Here is a 19363-nt window from a genome sequence, read left to right as displayed (position 1 = left end):
TGCGTGGGCGTCAGTAAAGCAATCGCGCGGCTCTTTATTTCTCAAAAGGAAAGGAAATCAGCGTGGTTTCGCTTTCGCTTACGCGGATTAACCAGCCTTCGTGATGCCATGCGCCGGATACCAGCCTTTGGGCGGGTTGTCCGTTGACCGTCAGTTGATGGATCGCGGGGCGATGTGTGTGGCCGTGAATCAGATAGTGCACATCATGGTGAGTCATGGTGCGGATAACCGCGTCCTGATTCACGTCCATGATGGCCGAATCTTTGCCACGATTGGCCTGCTTGCTGTCAGCCCGCATTCGAGTGGCTATACGCTTACGAATAAACAAGGGCAGGGTAAGAAACAGCTTTTGCAGCCAGCGCTGATGAACTTTGCGGCGAAAGCGTTGGTAGGCCTGATCGTCGGTGCACAACGTATCGCCATGCATAATCAGAATACGTTTGCCGTAGAGAGCCAATACTTTTTCTTCTGGCAGCAGCGTCATCCCGCAGGCAGCTGCATAATTTTTACCCAGCAGAAAATCACGATTGCCGTGGATAAAGTAACAGGGAATACCGGCCTGGGTTAATGCTGACAAAGCGGCGGCAATTTCGGTGTGTAGCGGTTGGGTAAAATCATCGCCAATCCAGGCTTCAAACAGGTCGCCAAGAATATATAAGGCTTCTGCCTGACAGGCTTCACGTTGCAAAAAGGCAAGAAAACCGGCGGTGATTGCCGGTTCTTCTTTACACAGATGGAGATCTGCGATGAACAGCGTATGAGGCATTATTCGCTGACGGTAACGTTCTGAATGACCACGTCATCTTTTGGCACATCCTGATGCATGCCGCTGCGACCGGTTGCCACCGCTTTGATTTTTTCTACCACGTCCATGCCTTCAACCACTTCAGCAAACACGCAGTAACCCCAGCCTTGCAGGCTTTCATCACGGAAGTTCAGAAAATCGTTATCTGCCACGTTGATAAAGAACTGTGCGGTTGCAGAGTGCGGTGCCTGAGTACGGGCCATTGCCAGCGTACCTTTGGTGTTTTTCAGACCATTGTTGGCTTCGTTGCGAATTTCTTCTTTGGTTGCTTTCTGATTCATACCCGGCTCAAAACCGCCGCCCTGAATCATAAATCCGTTAATGACACGGTGGAAAATGGTGTTGTTGTAAAAACCTTCACGGCAATAGTCCAGGAAGTTTTTGACGGTAGCCGGTGCTTTATCATCAAAGGTTTTGATAACGATATCGCCATGATTAGTCTGGAAAGTGACCATATTTTCATCCTGTCCGGGTTCAAGTAATTAATGGTTAGCCGGTGCCGCCTGATTGCTGAGGTGGCACATTTCAGCAGACCGTTCTTATATCACAAAATGTGATGACGAGTCAGCATTGCTGCATAACGCCCTGACAGCACAACCTTGTTTTGCATGGCGCTTGCGTTAACAATGCGTCAGAATAGACGTTTCACACGTAATCCCCGCACACGCTAAAAAAAACGGAATGTGTCAATGCTTAAGATTTTCAACACCCTGAGTCGCCAGAAAGAGGAATTTAAACCAATCAATGCCGGACAAATCGGTATGTACGTGTGTGGCATTACCGTTTACGACCTTTGTCATATTGGCCATGGTCGCACTTTTGTCGCCTTCGATGTGGTGGCCCGCTATCTGCGCTATCTGGGCTATTCGTTGAAATATGTCCGTAATATTACCGACATTGATGACAAAATTATCAAGCGCGCCAGTGAAAACCAGCAAACTATTCAGCAGCTTACTGATGGCATGATCGCTGAAATGCACAAGGATTTTAAAGCGCTGAACATTCTGCCGCCGGATCTTGAACCCCGCGCCACTCAGCACATTAACGACATCATTGAACTGGTCAGCAAACTGATTGATCGTCAACACGCTTATGTCGCCAGTAACGGCGACGTGATGTTTTCGGTTGAAAGTGATGCCTACTACGGTTTGCTCTCCCGTCAGGATCTTGAGCAGCTACAGGCCGGTGCCCGGGTTGAAGTCAGCGCCGAGGTGAAGCGTAATCCAATGGATTTTGTGCTGTGGAAAATGTCGAAAGCGGGCGAGCCATGCTGGCCTTCGCCCTGGGGAGACGGTCGCCCTGGCTGGCATATTGAATGTTCAGCGATGAACTGCAAACAGCTGGGAACACATTTTGATATTCACGGCGGGGGTTCGGATCTGATGTTTCCGCATCATGAAAACGAGATTGCCCAGTCATCCTGCGCCCATGACGGCCCGTATGTGAATTACTGGATGCATTCCGGGATGGTGATGGTTGACCGCGAGAAAATGTCCAAATCGTTGAATAACTTTTTTACCGTGCGCGATGTGCTGGCGCATTACGATGCGGAAACCGTGCGCTATTTTCTGATGTCGGGTCATTATCGCAGTCAACTGAATTATGGCGAAGATAATCTGAAGCAGGCCCGCGCTGCACTGGAACGTCTGTATACCGCGTTGCGCAATACTGACGCTGCCGCGACGGCTGCGGGTGGTGAAGACTTTGAAGCCCGCTTTCGCGAGGCAATGGATGATGATTTCAATACGCCAGAAGCGTATTCCGTGCTGTTTGACATGGCGCGTGAAGTGAATCGCCTGAAAAGCGAAGATGCGGCGGCGGCGAATACGCTGGCTGCAAAAATGCGTCAGCTGGCAGCGGTACTGGGCCTGCTGGAGCAGGACCCGGATCTGTTCCTGCAAAATACGCATCAGCACGATGATGACAGCCAGGTTGCTGAAATTGAGGCGTTGATCCGGATGCGCAATGATGCCCGAAAAGAGAAAAACTGGGCGCAGGCAGATGTGGCACGCGACAAGCTGAACGAGCTGGGAATTATTCTCGAAGACGGCCCGCAGGGAACCAGCTGGCGTCGCAGATAACAACGGATATCTGCTTTTCAGCCGGGCAAACGCAGCAAAGCCGCCCTCATCAAAAGGCGGCTTTGCTTTAGTGTGATATGGCGGGGTGGCAAACACCTGACGGAGCTGTTTCCACTTGTGCAGGTTCTGCACAAAAAGGCCTTGGTGCCAGAACCTCACCACCTGACGTGATATCAGGCGGTCACCTTAACCGACATACTGTTGAAGCTGACCTGCTGGCCCGCGGTAATTTTACAGCGTTTGCGGGTTTCAACGTTGCCATCAACTTTTACCAGACCGTCAGCAATAACCTCTTTTGCTGCACCACCGCTTTCCACCCAGCCTTCCAGTTTCAGCAGGTCACAGAGATCGACATGGGGATGTTTGCCCAGAGAAAACGTTGCCATTACTGTGCTCCTCCATCGTGAAACTCTTCACAGGCTTGCATCGTGTTCTGAATCAGCGTGGCCACCGTCATTGGGCCCACGCCGCCCGGCACCGGCGTTATCCAGGCCGCGCGTTTTTCTGCTGCGTCGAAATCGACATCGCCCACCACTTTGCCATTGTCCAGACGATTGATGCCAACATCGATAACGATTGCGCCCGGCTTAATCCAGTCACCCGGAATAAAGCCGGGTTTTCCTACCGCCACGACCAGCAGATCGGCATGTTCCACATGATGACGTAGATCTCTGGTAAAGCGATGAGTCACGGTGGTAGTACAGCCAGCCAGTAACAACTCCATGCTCATTGGCCGGCCCACGATGTTGGAGGCCCCAATCACCACGGCGTTAAGGCCGAAGGTGTCGATGTTGTATCGTTCAAGCAGAGTAATTATGCCGCGTGGGGTGCAGGGACGAAGCCTGGGGGCGCGCTGGCACAGACGGCCAACATTGTAGGGATGGAAGCCATCAACGTCTTTCGACGGTGAGATATGCTCCAGCACTTTGACGTAATCAATTCCTGCCGGCAGCGGCAACTGAACGAGGATCCCGTCAATGGTGTCATCGTTATTCAGGCGTTCGATCAGCGCCAGAAGTTCAGCTTCGCTGGTGGATGCGGGCAGATCGTACGAGCGGGAGACAAATCCCACTTCCTCACAGGCGCGGCGTTTGCTACCAACATAAATTTCTGAAGCGGGATCCTGACCGACCAGAATAACCGCCAGTCCGGGCGCACGCTGGCCAGCTGCAAGGCGTTGCTTTACTTTTTCGGCAACCTCTTGTCTCACCTGCTGCGCAATCGTTTTACCGTCAATAATCTTAGCTACCATCAGAAAGGGGATCCATCTGTGTTGAGTTGAAACGGGGAATGGTGGCTATTTTGTCAGAAGCAGGCTCTGCTGTCAGGCACAGTTTCAGCGGGAGTTGTTTAATAGTGCAGCAACAGGACGTTTTACCCGGTAAAATCGTTGACTCGTCGGGTTCGCACCGTATAATTCGACCCACGCAGTATCCCGTGCGCCCTTAGCTCAGCTGGATAGAGCACCGGCCTTCTAAGCCGTAGGTCACAGGTTCGAATCCTGTAGGGCGTGCCATCTTTTCTTCTATTAACATCCTTTCTAGTCTACTTTTTCCTTTCAAATCAGAATATAACACTTCACTATGGTCCATCTTGGTCCAAGGTCACCTATTGCGTTCTTGTTCCGATTGGGGGCAGGATAGGGGGCATTACTAGGTTCAATGAAATGGATGCCCCCATATGAAGTTGACAGCTCGACAAATTGACTCAGCTAAGCCTAAGGAAAAATCATACAAGCTTGCCGATGGTGGTGGGATGTATCTTGAGATTTTTCCAAATGGAACAAAGAGTTGGAGGCTAAAATATAGGATCGCAGGTAGAGAAAAACGAGTTACTTTCGGCACATATCCATTGCTCACACTCGCTGAAGCAAGGATCAAACGATCTGAAGCTAAGAAACTCCTGTCTGAAGGTGGCGATCCAAGCCAGCAAAAACAAGATATCAAAGCAGCTAAGATTATGGCTGTAAGCAACAGTTTTGAACTGATTGCCATTGAATGGCATGAACATAAGAAACCTTCTTGGTCTGAGGGCTATGCTGATGACATTCTTGAATACTTGAGGAAGGATGTCTTCCCTTACATAGGCAGAAGACCTGTTGCTGAGATTAATGCTAAGGAAATGCTCGATGTTCTTCGTAAAATGGAAAGTCGTGGTGTTCTCGATAAGCTGAAGAAAACTCGTCAGGCATGTCGTCAAATCTTCACCTATGCAGTCATTTCTGGCAGAGCAGAACATAATCCAGTATCAGATCTGGTAGGTGTGCTGAAAGCACCAAAACAAAAACATTTTCCTCATCTGTCGGTAGATGAGCTGGGTGAGTTTCAAAGGCATCTGGAAGATTACTCTGGTAGTAAAATCACTCAAATCGCCACACAGCTTCTCATGCTAACTGGACTCAGGACGATTGAGCTTCGTTCAGCAGAATGGTCTGAAATAGATTTCGTGAAACGACTCTGGCAGATACCAGTTTCCCGAATGAAAATGAAGCGACCTCATATAGTCCCTTTATCACAGCAATCAATCGATCTCTTGGAAGAGTTAAGAAGTTTTACTGGTGGGTTCAAATTTATTTTCCCTGGAAGAAATGACTCATGAAAAAGTATGAGTGAAGCCAGTATAAACCAGGTGATAAAAAAGATTGGTTATGACGGAAAGGCAACAGGACATGGCTTTCGACATACTCTAAGCACAATTCTGCATGAACAGGGTTTTTAAAGTTCATGGATTGAGACTCAGCTTGCACATGCTGACAGAAATACAATTAGAGGCACTTACAACCATGCTCAGTATTTGGAAGGGCGTCGTGAGATGATGCAATGGTATGCAGACTATCTAAAAGAATTGCAAAAAATATCAATTAACTAAAGGTCTGAGTATGAAAACAGTCGAGATTTATACAGAGATTCAGAAATGGTTCAACTACGACAATTATCTTGAAATTGAATTCTGCACTTTGAAAGCCTTCCACAAGGAATTCCAAGTTAGAAAAAGCATACTTGATTCAATTGAGTTTTTCGGTGAAGGGGATGTTTATTTTGAAAGGATTCTTGCAGGTAAACCAGTAATTAGTAAAGAGATAGATATCAATAATCATTTAACTGAGAGTCAAACACACATACGACAAGTGACATTCGCACACATCGAAAACCTTAAAAGATCTCTTGAGATGTTATCTCAAGAATCGTTTAACAAAGGAAGTGGTAAACTGAAGAAAGAGGTTAAAGAACTACCAATTGCTATGAGTATGAGATCTGTTGTAATAGGAAAAAATGAAAGTAGAGTTTATACTTTCTTTGACCTCGAAAGCTCATCAGATGATGAAATCATAGGCTCGCTTCGTACACTGCTTCCAGTATGGCGAAAAGAATATGGGATTACGGGGAAGAAGCAAGAAGTTTTTGGTCTGGGAAGGATTATAAAGTTAGTTGACTACCGTATCATTCCAATGATGGATTTGCTTATGTGGGCTAAGTTAAAAGATATTCCTCTTTCAAACACCATACTTTCCAGAGTGCTTTATCCTAAGCTTACAGATGAGGTTCGAGGAGAAGAACAAATCAAGGATACAGATCGTCCAATAGCAGAAAAAGCATTGTCAGGTGAGACCAGTAAAAACATAGAGAATTATATTAACAAAAACAGTCACCTTATCGATGTCAAACTAACAGAGTTGAAAAAAATGCTTTAAACAAATGTAAGTGTAGAATATTCAATTACATTTTAGCTAAGTATTAATAATAAAAGCCGAAGATTATTATATGTAAATACAGAAAGGTTTTAATTAAGTCTTAAAGCATAGCAAAACGAATCGTATGAAATCACAAATATTTAATATTAAATGATTGCAAATAATTAAAGAGAATATTTTTATTGAATCCATTTTTTTTAATGATATTGAATATTGATTTAATCTTAAAAGAAGGCCCGTAATTTGGTGAAGAACCTTCTCTATTTTGGAAAAATAAATAGTAACATCCTTTAAAGATGATGAAAAAATTAAATTTTAATTTATTTCATTTTTTACTTTATTTAATTCAATGGTGAGTCTGCGCATTCTTGCCATGCTCCTCAAATCATCTTTTTCAGCAAGTCTTCCAAGAATATCAATCAAACGATCTCGTCTATAAGCGAGTGTACTATGCCGCATCTCTAAATTCTTAATTTCATTGAGTTCTAAATCCTTTATCAATCGATTGGATTCAATTTCACGGCCAGAACCAACTATAGGTTCATACACCGGTCCAGGAAGCTTTCTAATACAATCAGACATCACATCGTAATATGGATGTGGCCATAAAAATGGAGATTCTGCCTCTCTCAAATATATTAATGTTTGCCGACCTACAGGAAGCATATCTTTGGTTGATTTTACGACGTTACAAGCCTGACAAGATAAAACTAAATTTGAAGCTGAGAAAGCGAATTTTAAATATTTTTTCTTTGACTTATCAAAAAAATGCTCAATATGCTCACCAACATTTCTTCTTTCAGGGATGATTAATCTTTGACAGTAGGGACAAATACCTTTCTGTTCTAATCTTAAAAGCGTTCTAATTATTTTTTTTACTTGTTTAAGAGAATTATCACTCCAAGATATATTACCAGAAAGAAAGTTTTTGATTGGTTCTTTAAATTCTTTTCTGTTTATAACGTAGCGTGCAACAGGTTTGAGAGGTTTCATAAATTAAAACTCAAGATTGTCTTGACGACCTTGTATAAGGGATCATCAGAAGTTAACTGTAAATTAAAACTTTTAAGGTTGAATTGAAGGTTCTTAAATTCTGAAGAATGTTTTTTATTATTAGAAATAAGATCGAGGCATTTATTGATGATTTCATAAATTTCTGGCGATCTAGCAGAATACAAGTGAAACTGTTCACGTAAAACAGTGTCGCTTGCTTGACCGAATAAGTCCGATTGTTTCCAAGATTGCCCAGAAGGAAAGTCACAGATAAATGTTTTATTATTGCGAACGCTACTTGCTATCAAAGGTGAATGAGTCGCAACTAAAAAAGTGGCATCAGGATATAATTTATCAATTATAAGTGATAAGTCATTTATTATGGTTAATTGCCATAAAGGGTGGAGGGAATTTTCTGGTTCATCATAGAAAATAATGCTATTCGAACAACCGCAATAAAAAAAACCAAAAAGAGCGAGAGCATATTGTTTTTCTCCAGAACTCAATTCTGAAAGTCCAAATGCTCTTCCTTTCCTATGAAAACTAATGTCGGAAAGCAGAATATCACCTAATTCAACATGATTTACATATTTTTTTAGTAAGTTTGTATTGTCTTGAGGATTAGTAAGGCTAATAGTCAACTCAGATGGAACTGACGAAAACACCTCCTCTTTTCGGTTTTTACCATAGCGAAACTTAAAAATAAATTTATCTTCAAAGTTAAGCCTTGATAACGCATAGTCGATTAGATATTTATTAGTAGTTATAGGTTCATTATAATCACTAACTTTTCTTAATACGAACTTACAAAGAGTGCGGAAGGGGGCAATGTCTGAAATCATATTATTGTTGACTTTATTTCCAAGGTAAACAATATTTTGATTTTCAATGTTTTTCTTATAAATTTCTGGAGGGAATTTGTCATGCATTGTTCCTGACATGCAAATTATTCTATTAAAAAAAGACGTTTTACTACTCAAAATGTGTTTTGTTGAATATGAAAAAATCTTGATTTACCTGAACCATTTTTCCCAGTGATAAAATAAATGTTTCCAGGTTTCAAGCCGTTGATTAAAGTATTATATATTTCTTCTTCTGTATGACTCATAAACTAATCCTTTGATAGTAACTCATCAAGTGGCATAAAGCATGGAAGCTTTTAGGAAGAGTTGTGTTTTGGCGGATGTTTTTCTGACTAAAGTCGCTAGCCCAACAAACGTAAACATAAATATAATTAAAGTAAAGTAAATTTTTAGCAAGATAAGTTGATTAGTTTAGTTTCCACATTATTAGTTTGTGTCAAGGAGTAGGTATGCATATCTGTATAATCGTGAAGGAACCGCGAACTGAAATTTAAGTTTTAAAAGTCTATTTATCCATCCCAGAAAAAAAGTCAAGGCATCAATGTATTTTTTTCTCTCCCGTAAAATATTTTATAATTATCCTCCAAGAAAATTTTATTTGGACAGAATCCCTTCAAAGGTCACTCTCGTCTCTTTAGTATCAACTCATCGACCAGACGAGGGGATAAAACCATGATTACAGCAACTCCAAGCACTACTCGACTCATTCGCTTACCTGAAGTCCTGCATAAAACAGGCTACAAGAAAGCATGGGTTTACCGATTGATTTCTGAAAATAGATTCCCTAAACCTATCAAGTTAGGTTCCAGAGCAGTTGCCTTTATTGAGGCGGAGATCGATCAGTGGGTTTCTGACACCATTAGCAATTCGAGAAAAGCTCGATAGTAATGCTTCAAACCAATAACAACTAAAAAGTGAGGACATTGTGGAAATAAAAGAATTCATGAATATTGGCAGTCTTTCAAGTCTTGTGAGTCAAAAGAACTTTGATAAGCTTTTTGATGGTGAAGCTATCAGATTATTACCTATGAATACATTTAATAGGAGATCTATGGTTTGTTTAAGCTATTACCTTGAAGACAGCCAATTCAACCCATTCCAGTTTTTACCAGAGTTAGATGAAGAGAGTCGAAATTATATCTATGAAACCATACTGTCAGTGGTCAAATGTAATGAGTTACTAAGAGGACTATCAAAGAAAATCACACAGAATGAAATTAATATCGCTGTAAAAAAGACTGAAAAGGGCGAAGACTATGTATTGCTATGTAGCTTAAGTATCAAAAGAAGTATGCTCAACCATTATGTGGACACAATGCCAGATCTTTTACCAGATGAAGATTCATTTATGACAGATGACATTTACCTACTCAAGCTTAGCATTGAAGATATAACAAAGATGTTTCTTAATCATATATTAGACAATGGAATGTTGATAATTCACATGACAGATGATCTTCGAAGTAAAATTAGCGCAATGAAGGAAAAATACTGGAAGGAAGTAGAGAGACTTTACTATAAAGAAAAATGATAATAAAGATTTTCATCTGAATTGCCAAAATTTCAAATTATGTAAAGTTTGAAGTCAAAAACATGCTGAAATTTAACAAAATACTTTGCAATTTATTTTTTTTTCGGGTTTGTATTGCTTGTGCAGTAAGGATTTATTAACTTTTCTTCTTTAATCGGGTATGACTACGTTCAATCTTTTTTTTGTAGTGAAGATGATCAGTTTTTTGTCGATTCCTTTCATTTAAAATTAATCCCTTTAAATCAAATGATTAAGTATTGTACATTTTCTGTTTGTAAGGTAGATTGAGAATTTTCTTAACATTTACTATGTTCAGAGTCATTTACGCCCACACATTCATGCAGTGATGAACCTCAGCCGTGAGAGTGGTTATTTTCTAAGGGTGCATCTCTGGGGGCAGATCGCAAATTGTAATGAAAAAAATCACATACAGAACATATAATTGGTTAGAAGGTTCGAGTTCTGCAAGTGTTGTCATTTAAATCAATATCTTACGATAATTTAATTCCGCCTGATTTCCTCCTTGTGTCGTATTTGTGTCGAGTGAGTCAATTTTACATACAGGTTCTGTTCACGGTTGGCCCATCAAACAAATGGAATGTCTGGCCGAAAGCACAGATGCCGATAAGCATCTAAAGGGTTTCTTCCAGGTGCTCCACCTGAGCATGCTGGTAAGTTTCGCAATAGCTGGAAGTATGAGCTGCATGGACTGGAAGCGGTAGTTGCTTAAAAGGATGAAAGGGCTGAAAGGTTCGAATTCGGCACATCGAAAATGCCGCCGTGCCCGGTATTGGAGCCAGCAGTAATCCACAGCGGCAACGTTATCCGCTGTATTGTTGGACGTGTAGCAGTTGAAGGGGTGGGGAGCGCTAAGGGCCATGCCATTTACCCTTAGCTAAGTTATGACGATTTGCTGTGATCCCACCACGTCACATCCCAGTACCATTTCATGATCAAATCACCAGTAACTGAAATCATCAATCCACGTTAACATTATTGACATCTTTTTGAATGGAATTCTTAAAAATGCTGACAATGCGCATGGTGTATGACGACCAGGCCAGAAAAAGCGGGCAGGGAGAATTACTGATTAATGGCGTTGGCCGTTTTCCCGTTCTTAGTGGCCGCAAAACACACATCAACGATCCGAATTGTGAATATCTTGCTGATGAGGGGTCAATACCAGTCGGTCGCTACTGGATTGTGGAACCACCTCAGGGCGGTGTTTACACGCAAGCCAGGCGAGCCTTTCTGGATTTTCTGCATAATACAGACCATTCAGAATGGTTTGGACTATATAATTCGCAGACGATGGATGATTACGCCTATGTTAATGGTGTAAAGCGTACTGGTTTCCGTCTGCACCCATTGCGCCCGGATGGAAGTGGCGAATCATGGGGATGCATTACCTTGTTCAAGGTAAGTGACTTTAAGCAAATAAGGCAGGCTTTGTTGCGTACCAGCAAGGTAAAAGTGCCTAGTTCCAGAAGTGGCCTGATGGCTTATGGTTATGTCGATGTGATGGGGAAAGCGGATTATGCGAAATGTGTTAATTAAAATATTCGCTGGCCTGATTTACCTTTTCCTGGCAATGCTGCTGATCAGGTATATCACGCCGTTAAATAGTATGATCTTGACCTTCGGCTCATGGTTGTTCTTCAAAATTGGCCCCGGTGGTCTGGAGTGGGTGGGTAGCGATTACTTATGGGCAGAAGACCCGGCCACAACTGTAGTGACTATATTGGCGGTGGTTGTCATCGCGTGGTTGCTCTCATTAGCGGCCAGAAGTCTCATTTTCAGGAAGTGAGGCTTATGCTTTGATTATCGTCACCCCTCGTGCTCGCAGATTTTTGTTGCTTACCAACACACCCTGTCGCGGACAGGGTTGATTCTGACTTTAATGATGGGGTGGTTGCCCTGTAAGTATCCCGGCAAACCGGACCATTCACATTAGAGATCTTCTGACATACTGACTATGTTCCCGGAGGAGATTGCCATGCGCCAAGCACGCTTCACCGGGCACCAGATCATCGCCGTTCTGAAGTCCGTCGAAGCCGGACGCACCTCTAAAGACGTCTGCCCCGAGGCTGGCATCTCTTAGGCCCCGTACTACAACTGGAAAGCGAAGTTTGGCGGTATGGAAGCCTCTGATATCAAAAAGATGAAAGACCTGGAAGATGAAAACCACCGGCTGAAACAGATGTTTGCGGACGTGAGCCTCGAGTGCCGGGTACTGAAAAACGTTATTGAAAAAAATCTTTAAAATCAGCGATAAAGCGTGAATTCGTCAGCTCTCTGACCGCACAGTTTTCGATGAGCATACGCCAGGCATGCCGGACATTGTCGCTGAGCAGGACGGTATTTCTTTATCAGCCAGATACGCGACGGAATGAGCCGGTAATTGTGGCGCTGACCGTGGCGGCTGAACGCTATCCGCGATATGGATTTAAAAAGCTTTTTCAGGTACTGCGCAGGCAGGGCAACGTCTGGAACCATAAGAGAGTTCACCGGATTTACTGCCTGCTAAACTGAATTTTCGCCGCAAGAGTAAACAACGCCTGCCGGTGAGTAACCCGACTCCGCTGGCGACGCCAGAGGCGATGAACCAGAGCTGGTCGATCGATTTTATGCATGATGTGCTGGTGTGCGGCAGACGCTTCCGGACCTTCAACGTGATGGATGATTTTAACCGCGAAGCACTGGCGATCGAAATTGACCTCAATATCCCGGGGCAACGGGTCGTGAGAGTGCTGGACAGGATCGTGGCAAACCGCGGATATCCGCTAAAGATGCGGATGGATAACGGTCCGGAACTGATCTCGCTGACGCTGGCACAATGGGCTGAAGAGCATGGTGTGGTGTTGGAATTTATCAGGCCGGGTAAACCGACGCAAAACGCCTTTATCGAACGGTTTAATCGTACATACCGGACTGAAATACTGGATTTTTATCTGATCAAAACACTGAATAAAGTACGGGAATTTACAGAGTGCAGGCTGGCTGAATATAACGGCGAGCGCCCCCACGAATCCCTGAATAACCTGACGCCGGCAGAGTACCGGCTGATGGCTGAGAAATCGGAAATCTCAAAAAGTGCGTGGATCCAATATGGGTGTGCTTACAGTTTGAATAACACTAATTAAAAATATTTGAAATGAGAAATTGTCCAGTCGGACTACATACCACAACTTCAAGTGTGTATTCCTTATATTCATATTAGATTATCTGCTTGTTAAATCGCAATTTAAACATTCTGGTTTCATACCGGAGTTTCATAGTCTGCGCTGTCAAATTTGGTATAAATGTCTTTATTTAAAATGGTTAATTTTCTGTTGCAGCTGCGGTATCAGGTGAAAAATTGAGGTTTGATCCTGAGTTCTAAGCACGAGTTAAGCGTCAAAGGAAGGCCATTCGAAGCAGGCCAACAGAAAAAAATCTCAGGGTAATAATATTAGTTCCTGAATAGCGTTTTCAGTGTCTGAATCGGTAATCGCGAATTTTTTCCTGATTTAGCTGGTGGACGCGCAATGCAATCTGGTGCATCCGACGGCACCAGTAACTGATTTAACTTATTGTATGGCGGCTAATAAACTCAATTTAAGCTGGTTTGATTATTGTCCTGTTTCAGGGCCGGTTGTATTTTATGGTTATAAAAATTCTCTCGCCCGTTCTCTTATTTTATTTGAGTTAGCCGGTAAAAAACGCTTAACTGTTTCTTGCGCACAGGGATGAACGGACGGGACGATTAAAATCTAACGGGGGCAGACTATGTATATTCCAGAGGAATTAATACCAGGGATTGATAAATTAAGCGGACCATTATTAATTAACAGAAATGCTGACGGCATTTTTAAAGCGGGCCGTGTGCTGAGGGGTAATGAGTTTGTCACTAATATGCCGACATTAATAGAGAGCCTCCGACTGGTGGGACTCTACATTGTTGACAGTGAGGGCAACAGACTATAATTAAAGGAGGTATGAACAACCTGACTGTGGATCACCGTGCCATTTGAGAAACAAATGGCACTTTTTTTTAATTTTACATTTGTTATTTTTTTACGACGTGGACCAGCCACATCATTCGCCGCTTTCCTCTTGAACGCACAGGGGGCAGAGATGCAGGTTGACTGGTTTCGCGTCATAACTGATCTGGAGCGCGCAGGATTCACACATCAGCGCATAGCACGTCATCTCATCGCCGCTAAATCAACGGTGATGTACTCGAAAAACGGCAGTGAGCCACGATACAGCGACGGGGAGCGACTGATACGACTGTGGGAGCTGGTCACAGAGAAGACGCAGGATGATTTGCCGTTTACCCGGTGGGAGGTGGGCCGGTACCGCAGGAGATGATTCGAAATCGGTAAGGTTGGTTGTGAGATATCATAAGGATTGCTACTCTGTTGCTCCCGCTATCAGCAGGCGGGCAGTCACAGACAGCGAAACCGCGAGGTCTGTTTCAACAATGCAAAAGTAAAGGAGTACTTTTTGTGACTAACGCTATCTTTCCTCAAACAATATTTACGACACAGCGTCGCTTTAATGATTACGGTGCCAGCGATATGCGTCACGGCGATCTGTCTGAAGCAAGGTTGAAAAGTGAATTCGGGCTGACAACGATTTCCAACGTGATTGACCCTTATTCATTAACCCGGTTTACTGCCTTTGATAACCCTCAATCGCGTTTCTCTGGCGCATACGGTGGTGTTCATCGGGGCGGAAAGGTCAGCGTTCAGGAATGTGCTCGGCTGTTGTTTAAAGAAATGCAGATAACCTCTTTGCCTTTCTCCTTTGTTGGCCCTTACAGACATCTCATCAATCAGATGTTAAGACACTTTCAACGTGCATCAGGCTCGCCTTTTAATGATACTCAGCTGAACGCGGCTTATCGTCAAAAAATTAAATCGAATTACGCAATAAAGAACACTTTCACTGTTATGCGGGAAGCTATCACTACTTTCATCGATTACGAAAATAAGGGCTTTCCGCAGGAAAAAGTAAATGATTTAAAATCCGCAATAAATTTCTCGGTGCTTCCTAAGTTTGATACATTTTTGAATAAAATAAATGGAATGGGTATAACGGTGCATGACGTTCATGCAACCAGAATTGATATATTAAGCCTCGATGTGAATGATACAGGATGGAAAGCCAGCGTCAGATTTACGGCGCAGGATCACTTTGGTCTTGATGCTGAAGATATAAGAAAACAAAAATTTAATCAGTTTCATTTTTTCAGGATTTGGTTTGTTCTTCAGCGCTTCAATAAATTTGGCTTTCGTCCATTTCTGACTAAGATGGATGCCGTCATTGAAATAGAAGGTAGCCGATGAAAAAGATGATTCCCTATACTGCTTTATTTTTGTTAATCGCAGGAGTCTTGTTTTTTTTCTATACTAACAGGCAGTCAGTTAAAGTAATTGATGCACACTATGACGGAAGTACAGCACAGGTTATTGTAGACAGGTTGCCTTTTAGTGAGGAAAACAAGATTAAATGGTGGATCAGTAATCAGGATGGAATACGTCAACAATATCACATCCCTTCCGGTAGTTCCGGACCGTTTCTGATATTTATTTATGAGTTCGGAAAAGGCTATCAGGAAGAAGGGAAAGAAGAACGGGCTTGTTTCAAAGACATTCCTTCACCTAAAAATTGCCTCGATAAAAATATACTTATGACAATCTGGCGCACAAGAGATGGTAGCGTGAAGTATGATTTTTGAATGTAATCTATCCACAGGATCATTTTGAACCCAATCGCAGCTTTATTCGCCTGGGCAGGGGAGAACCTGACGCATGAAAAAGCCATTGAAAATTATGCTGGCCGTTCTGGTTGTATGCGTAATTATTATTTTTTACGGAATAAAATATTTCAGAATGGAGTTTGTTGATGGTGCTGATTATACGGAACAGGATAAGCAGGAATATAATTTTTATACGCCGAAATTGCTGAAAAATATGCCTCGTGCCAGTGACGTTTACGACTTCCATTACAGCAATGTATCCGGGCCTAATCCGGCGAAAATATATCAGGTGATTTTTTCAGGCACAACGGAAACAGGCAAAATTAATGCGTATCTGGAAAAGAAAGGTTATAAAAAAAGTGGTGGGGATATAAACAGCAGTAACTGGATTGGCAATGATCCTGATATAACAGTATCTGTTGAAATTGAAAAAAAACCTGTCTCCATTCGTGTCGAGATGGTAGAGAAGGCGGAATAAAATATTGCATAGAAAATAAGTTTTAAAGTCACTTTAAGCTTTGGGCGCTTCAGGTGACAGGGCAATACTAACAAAATCCCCGCTTCCCTCTCTCAACGGTGATGTACTTGAAAAACGGCAGTGAGCCACGATACAGCGGCGGGGAGCGACTGATACGACTGTGGGAGCTGGTCACAGAGAAGACACAGGATGATTTGCCGTTTACCCGGTGGGAGGTGGGCCGGTACCGCAGGAGATAAAATACCGGGCAGGCGTCTTAATCCTTTCTGACCCGGTTGTGGGAAAACATGCAGATTGCTAACATGTTTCCCACGCCAATGATGGGCGGAAATTAACAGGGAAGGAGTTTTATTATGCTGGAACCAAAAGAAGGACTACTGACCTTCAGGGCTGAAGGAAATAACCTGGCTGGCAGTCGTTATTACTCAAGAAAGCTGCACTGGCCTGGCGTGGCATCGAAATGTAATACATATGGCTCAGGTGTTACGTTTGGACGTGGTTATGACATGAAGCACAGGTCTGCCGGAGAAATCATTGCTGATTTAACCTTTGCAGGCATCCCTCTGGATGAAGCGAAAAAAATAGCCGGAGGCGCTCATAAAAGTCACTGTGCTGCCAGCGAATTCGTAAAAAACAACAAAGGCTCCACGATTGAATTAACCGAACATCAACAGCTGAGGCTTTTCGAAAAAGTCTATGCCAGGTATGTAAAAGATTCTATTCGATTTTATAACAAATATAAAAAACAGGATTCGGTTTCATGGGATAAAATACCCCCGGCTTTGAAAGAAGTTTTTGTTGACATGAAATATCAGGGGGCCATGTCACGGGAAATGGTGCCAGTTTTTGGGAGGAACAATAAAGATTATGTTATAAAACTGATAAGAAATAATCCTGATATAATGCTGCATGAATCTGCAAGATGCCGTATCCCGTATATTCAGAGATATGTAAAATGAGAATAGTCTATGCTGTTTTAATTTATATGCTTACACTAAGCAACTCTTTGGCTGAGTTAGTGGAAAAAAATACTATCACTGAGGCATTAAAACCATGCATGAGTATCAGGCATTCTGGTGAAGTAGAATCGTGCCTCATCGATCTTAAAGAGCAAAAAGAAAAGGATTATGAAAAGGAATATAAATCTTATATTCAGTCAGTAAAAAATTCAAAGGAAACTCCGGCTGATAAAATCAAAATAATAAATATCGAACAAAAAGCAAAGGAGGGGTGGGATGTTTACCTTAAAAATTCCTGTCTGGCTGAAGTTGCTTTATACGAGAAAGATTCTTTTGGATACAATTCCAAATACTATGTTTGTCTCACTGGGAATTATTTAAGTCGAATTGATTATTATATAAAAAACAAATTCTGACGAAGATGGCAGAAAAGGATTCACAGAAAACGCCGGCGAAGGAACTCGCTCTCGCCAGAAAGCTCTATAATTATTTTTTCATGTTAACTATACTGAATTTTAATTACAGAAATTCTAGTTATACCTCTTGTTAAATGTTTATTTGGAGGGGTTTTTAAATTATTATCAACTAAATCTGCATGTAAAAAAACGGAGAGCTGGTTGTTAAGGTTATGAATGAAAGTTAAAGACTTATCACAAAATATGGAATTAAAAAATCATTAAGGATAACTGTTATGAGCAATTTTGGTGACGGAACAGGATGGAGTTCTGAACGTGGTGATTCATCAGGTTATAATGGTAGCACTGGTAACTCAGGAAATAGAGAATCTAACTCAGGAAATGACTCTAATACAAATGGCTATATGGCGGAATTAAGCCGACTTATCGCACAAGAAACATCAAAAAGTAAAGGGATACCTTTAAATACATTCTCAGTTTACGTCTATTCTACCGATGGTGAGGTAATTGGCATCCCAGATCAAAACCCTAAGCCTGGGGATAGTTATGGCATAAATCTCGGTTACCCTCCTCCATCTACATCTAATGGATCTTCAGGAAACAGCGAGGCTCCGGGTGGTTCTGTTTCTTATAATCTGGACCTTTCTGATGCAAATATTGCTTCACTTAAAAACACCATCGCAGTGAATGAACCGATGGCTAATAGCAGCCAATCAGGCACTCGAATAACAGCCGCCAGAAATGCTGTCAGAAGATCTAAAGCAGAAATTGCAGTTATAGAGTATACCCGTAAAAAGTTACCGCCAGATTCAGAAATTCAGGAAGCCATAAAATTCACCACAGACTTCTATAGTGTCCTTACTGATAAGTTCAGTGAAAGATTTGCGAATCACGCAAGAAACTTTGCAAACAAAGCTAAAGGTAAAAGACTCAGAAACGCAACTGATGCCTACAACGCATTTCTAAAAAATTATAAAGATAAAAATGTGATGAAGTTTTCAAAATCAGATCGCATGGCAATGCTCAACGCATTGAATTCAGTTGAATACAGTAGCATGGCTCGTAATCTCAAGCGCTTTAGTGTAGCGATGGGTTATTATGGCACCATTGCTGACATTGTAGATGTCGTAGGAGAGATTCGTACTGCCCTTCAAACTAACCAGTGGAGATCTGTCTTTGTAAAACTTGAAACGATTGCAGCAGGTAAAGTTGCAGTTGTAGCAACTGGTTTTGCTTTTAGTCTGATTATTGGAACGCCTATTGGCATAATAGGGTATGCTGTAATAATGGCTGTAGTTGGTGCGATGATTAACGATAGTCTTATTAATGAAATTAACAGTTCTTTAGGTCTTAAATGATTTAAAATTATAATTTTCATATTTTTTATAAATGTAAAACCACATCAGCCGGGGGTGGTCATTATCAATTTTCACTTTTTCATAAATAAATAAAAAACATTGAAGGGTATGGCAAATATGAAACAAAACAGAAAGTAAATTGCATACAATCCATATTTTCCTATGTCTTCAGAAAAATACCCACTTTCCCAAAACTTGCGAGAGGTAAATTTTAAAGCAATTTTTTCGATGAAAAATTTTGAAGAAGGATATAATAAACAACTAAATAGGTGCGCCTAATACCGCTACACTTTTGCCTGCCCATGTTTCGCCCCGGGGAATGGACTGACGGTTTCCATAAAATGGCTAACCTTCCTCAGCAGTTGCCACATTGTCCGGCACCGATGATTCCGGGTTATTGTGTCGTGCAGTGCCTGCCATAGCCGTTCAACGTGGTTCACCC

At 42.2% G+C, this 19363-nt stretch carries 18 protein-coding genes, 1 tRNA gene and 4 pseudogenes; 14 read left to right on the top strand and 9 right to left on the bottom strand.

What is annotated here, in order from left to right; all coding sequences use genetic code 11:
* Nucleotides 1-34: 34 nt before the first annotated feature.
* Together lpxH and ppiB are read right to left on the bottom strand one after the other, a co-directional pair.
* Nucleotides 35-766 carry a UDP-2,3-diacylglucosamine diphosphatase gene (gene lpxH / locus BG55_RS10875; protein ID WP_034937483.1) on the bottom strand — a complete coding sequence of 244 codons (732 nt, stop codon included), beginning with the start codon at nt 764-766 and terminating at the stop codon, nt 35-37.
* The gene (gene ppiB / locus BG55_RS10870; protein ID WP_034937481.1) at nt 766-1260 is read right to left on the bottom strand and encodes a peptidylprolyl isomerase B; all 495 of its coding nucleotides are present in this window, start codon (nt 1258-1260) and stop codon (nt 766-768) included. Before ppiB ends, lpxH begins: the two co-directional genes overlap by 1 nt.
* Nucleotides 1261-1494: 234 nt before the next feature.
* Here ppiB and cysS point away from each other — a divergent pair, with 234 nt between their 5' ends.
* On the top strand, nt 1495-2886 hold the full coding sequence (gene cysS / locus BG55_RS10865; protein WP_034937479.1) for a cysteine--tRNA ligase: 1392 nt from the start codon (nt 1495-1497) through the stop codon (nt 2884-2886).
* A gap of 173 nt (nt 2887-3059) precedes the next feature.
* Here cysS and ybcJ read toward each other — a convergent pair whose 3' ends face one another.
* Nucleotides 3060-3272, bottom strand: coding sequence for a ribosome-associated protein YbcJ (ybcJ, locus tag BG55_RS10860; RefSeq protein WP_034937477.1), 213 nt, complete (start codon nt 3270-3272; stop codon nt 3060-3062).
* Nucleotides 3272-4138 carry a bifunctional methylenetetrahydrofolate dehydrogenase/methenyltetrahydrofolate cyclohydrolase FolD gene (gene folD, locus BG55_RS10855; protein ID WP_034937475.1) on the bottom strand — a complete coding sequence of 289 codons (867 nt, stop codon included), beginning with the start codon at nt 4136-4138 and terminating at the stop codon, nt 3272-3274. The genes ybcJ and folD overlap by 1 nt, the downstream gene beginning before the upstream one ends.
* A 187-nt stretch (nt 4139-4325) precedes the next feature.
* On the opposite strand from folD, the gene BG55_RS10850 reads away from it, so the two are divergent.
* From BG55_RS10850 to BG55_RS10840, 3 genes and pseudogenes are all read left to right on the top strand, one after another.
* Nucleotides 4326-4402, top strand: a tRNA-Arg gene (locus BG55_RS10850).
* 164 nt (nt 4403-4566) lie between these two features.
* A pseudogene (locus tag BG55_RS10845) lies at nt 4567-5754 on the top strand (tyrosine-type recombinase/integrase).
* Nucleotides 5755-5764: 10 nt separating this feature from the next.
* Nucleotides 5765-6577, top strand: coding sequence for a DUF6387 family protein (locus tag BG55_RS10840; RefSeq protein ID WP_034937473.1), 813 nt, complete (start codon nt 5765-5767; stop codon nt 6575-6577).
* 315 nt (nt 6578-6892) lie between these two features.
* On the opposite strand, the gene BG55_RS22560 is transcribed toward BG55_RS10840, so the two are convergent.
* The 3 genes from BG55_RS22560 to BG55_RS23405 are packed head-to-tail and all read right to left on the bottom strand — an operon-like array spanning nt 6893 to nt 8678.
* Entirely contained in the window at nt 6893-7570 is a 678-nt protein-coding gene (locus BG55_RS22560; RefSeq protein WP_152542735.1) for an HNH endonuclease family protein, read from the bottom strand.
* A complete protein-coding gene (locus tag BG55_RS10830; RefSeq protein WP_084276271.1) occupies nt 7567-8511 on the bottom strand; it encodes an AAA family ATPase in 945 nt (314 codons plus the stop codon). The genes BG55_RS22560 and BG55_RS10830 overlap by 4 nt, the downstream gene beginning before the upstream one ends.
* A gap of 35 nt (nt 8512-8546) precedes the next feature.
* A complete protein-coding gene (locus tag BG55_RS23405; protein WP_268745057.1) occupies nt 8547-8678 on the bottom strand; it encodes a hypothetical protein in 132 nt (43 codons plus the stop codon).
* Between the two features lie 427 nt (nt 8679-9105).
* Between BG55_RS23405 and BG55_RS21870 the strand changes: the two genes are divergently transcribed.
* The 10 genes and pseudogenes from BG55_RS21870 to BG55_RS10755 all read left to right on the top strand — a co-directional run bounded on the left by BG55_RS21870 (nt 9106) and on the right by BG55_RS10755 (nt 18921).
* Complete coding sequence (locus BG55_RS21870; protein WP_034937468.1) at nt 9106-9318, top strand: helix-turn-helix transcriptional regulator; 213 nt, start codon at nt 9106-9108, stop codon at nt 9316-9318.
* Between the two features lie 40 nt (nt 9319-9358).
* Nucleotides 9359-9964 (top strand): hypothetical protein, encoded by a 606-nt coding sequence (locus BG55_RS10820; protein WP_152542733.1) that lies wholly within the window; start codon nt 9359-9361, stop codon nt 9962-9964.
* 1026 nt (nt 9965-10990) lie between these two features.
* Nucleotides 10991-11521, top strand: coding sequence for a DUF2778 domain-containing protein (locus BG55_RS10815; protein ID WP_034937465.1), 531 nt, complete (start codon nt 10991-10993; stop codon nt 11519-11521).
* Nucleotides 11522-11960: 439 nt separating this feature from the next.
* Nucleotides 11961-13107 (top strand): annotated as a pseudogene (locus BG55_RS10795) (IS3 family transposase).
* Nucleotides 13108-14454: 1347 nt separating this feature from the next.
* Entirely contained in the window at nt 14455-15297 is an 843-nt protein-coding gene (locus tag BG55_RS10780) for a YPO3983 family protein (protein WP_034937459.1), read from the top strand.
* Nucleotides 15294-15689 carry a DUF943 family protein gene (locus tag BG55_RS10775; RefSeq protein ID WP_034937457.1) on the top strand — a complete coding sequence of 132 codons (396 nt, stop codon included), beginning with the start codon at nt 15294-15296 and terminating at the stop codon, nt 15687-15689. Before BG55_RS10780 ends, BG55_RS10775 begins: the two co-directional genes overlap by 4 nt.
* A 73-nt stretch (nt 15690-15762) precedes the next feature.
* Nucleotides 15763-16188, top strand: a complete 426-nt coding sequence (locus BG55_RS10770; RefSeq protein ID WP_034937456.1) for a hypothetical protein — start codon at nt 15763-15765, stop codon at nt 16186-16188.
* A 353-nt stretch (nt 16189-16541) separates the two neighbouring features.
* Nucleotides 16542-17147 carry a pesticin C-terminus-like muramidase gene (locus BG55_RS10765; protein ID WP_052018791.1) on the top strand — a complete coding sequence of 202 codons (606 nt, stop codon included), beginning with the start codon at nt 16542-16544 and terminating at the stop codon, nt 17145-17147.
* Nucleotides 17144-17563, top strand: coding sequence for a hypothetical protein (locus BG55_RS10760; RefSeq protein ID WP_034937454.1), 420 nt, complete (start codon nt 17144-17146; stop codon nt 17561-17563). The genes BG55_RS10765 and BG55_RS10760 overlap by 4 nt, the downstream gene beginning before the upstream one ends.
* Before the next feature lie 275 nt (nt 17564-17838).
* Nucleotides 17839-18921 carry a colicin-like pore-forming protein gene (locus BG55_RS10755; protein WP_084276269.1) on the top strand — a complete coding sequence of 361 codons (1083 nt, stop codon included), beginning with the start codon at nt 17839-17841 and terminating at the stop codon, nt 18919-18921.
* 71 nt (nt 18922-18992) lie between these two features.
* Here the strand turns inward: BG55_RS10755 and BG55_RS22555 are convergent.
* Together BG55_RS22555 and BG55_RS22550 are read right to left on the bottom strand one after the other, a co-directional pair.
* A pseudogene (locus BG55_RS22555) lies at nt 18993-19175 on the bottom strand (colicin E1 family microcin immunity protein); the annotation flags it as partial.
* Between the two features lie 30 nt (nt 19176-19205).
* Nucleotides 19206-19363 (bottom strand): annotated as a pseudogene (locus BG55_RS22550) (IS630 family transposase); the annotation flags it as partial.

Origin of the sequence: Erwinia mallotivora (assembly GCF_000590885.1) — a bacterium.
Classification (GTDB): domain Bacteria; phylum Pseudomonadota; class Gammaproteobacteria; order Enterobacterales; family Enterobacteriaceae; genus Erwinia; species Erwinia mallotivora.
This window is presented reverse-complemented; position numbering and strand designations above follow the sequence as displayed.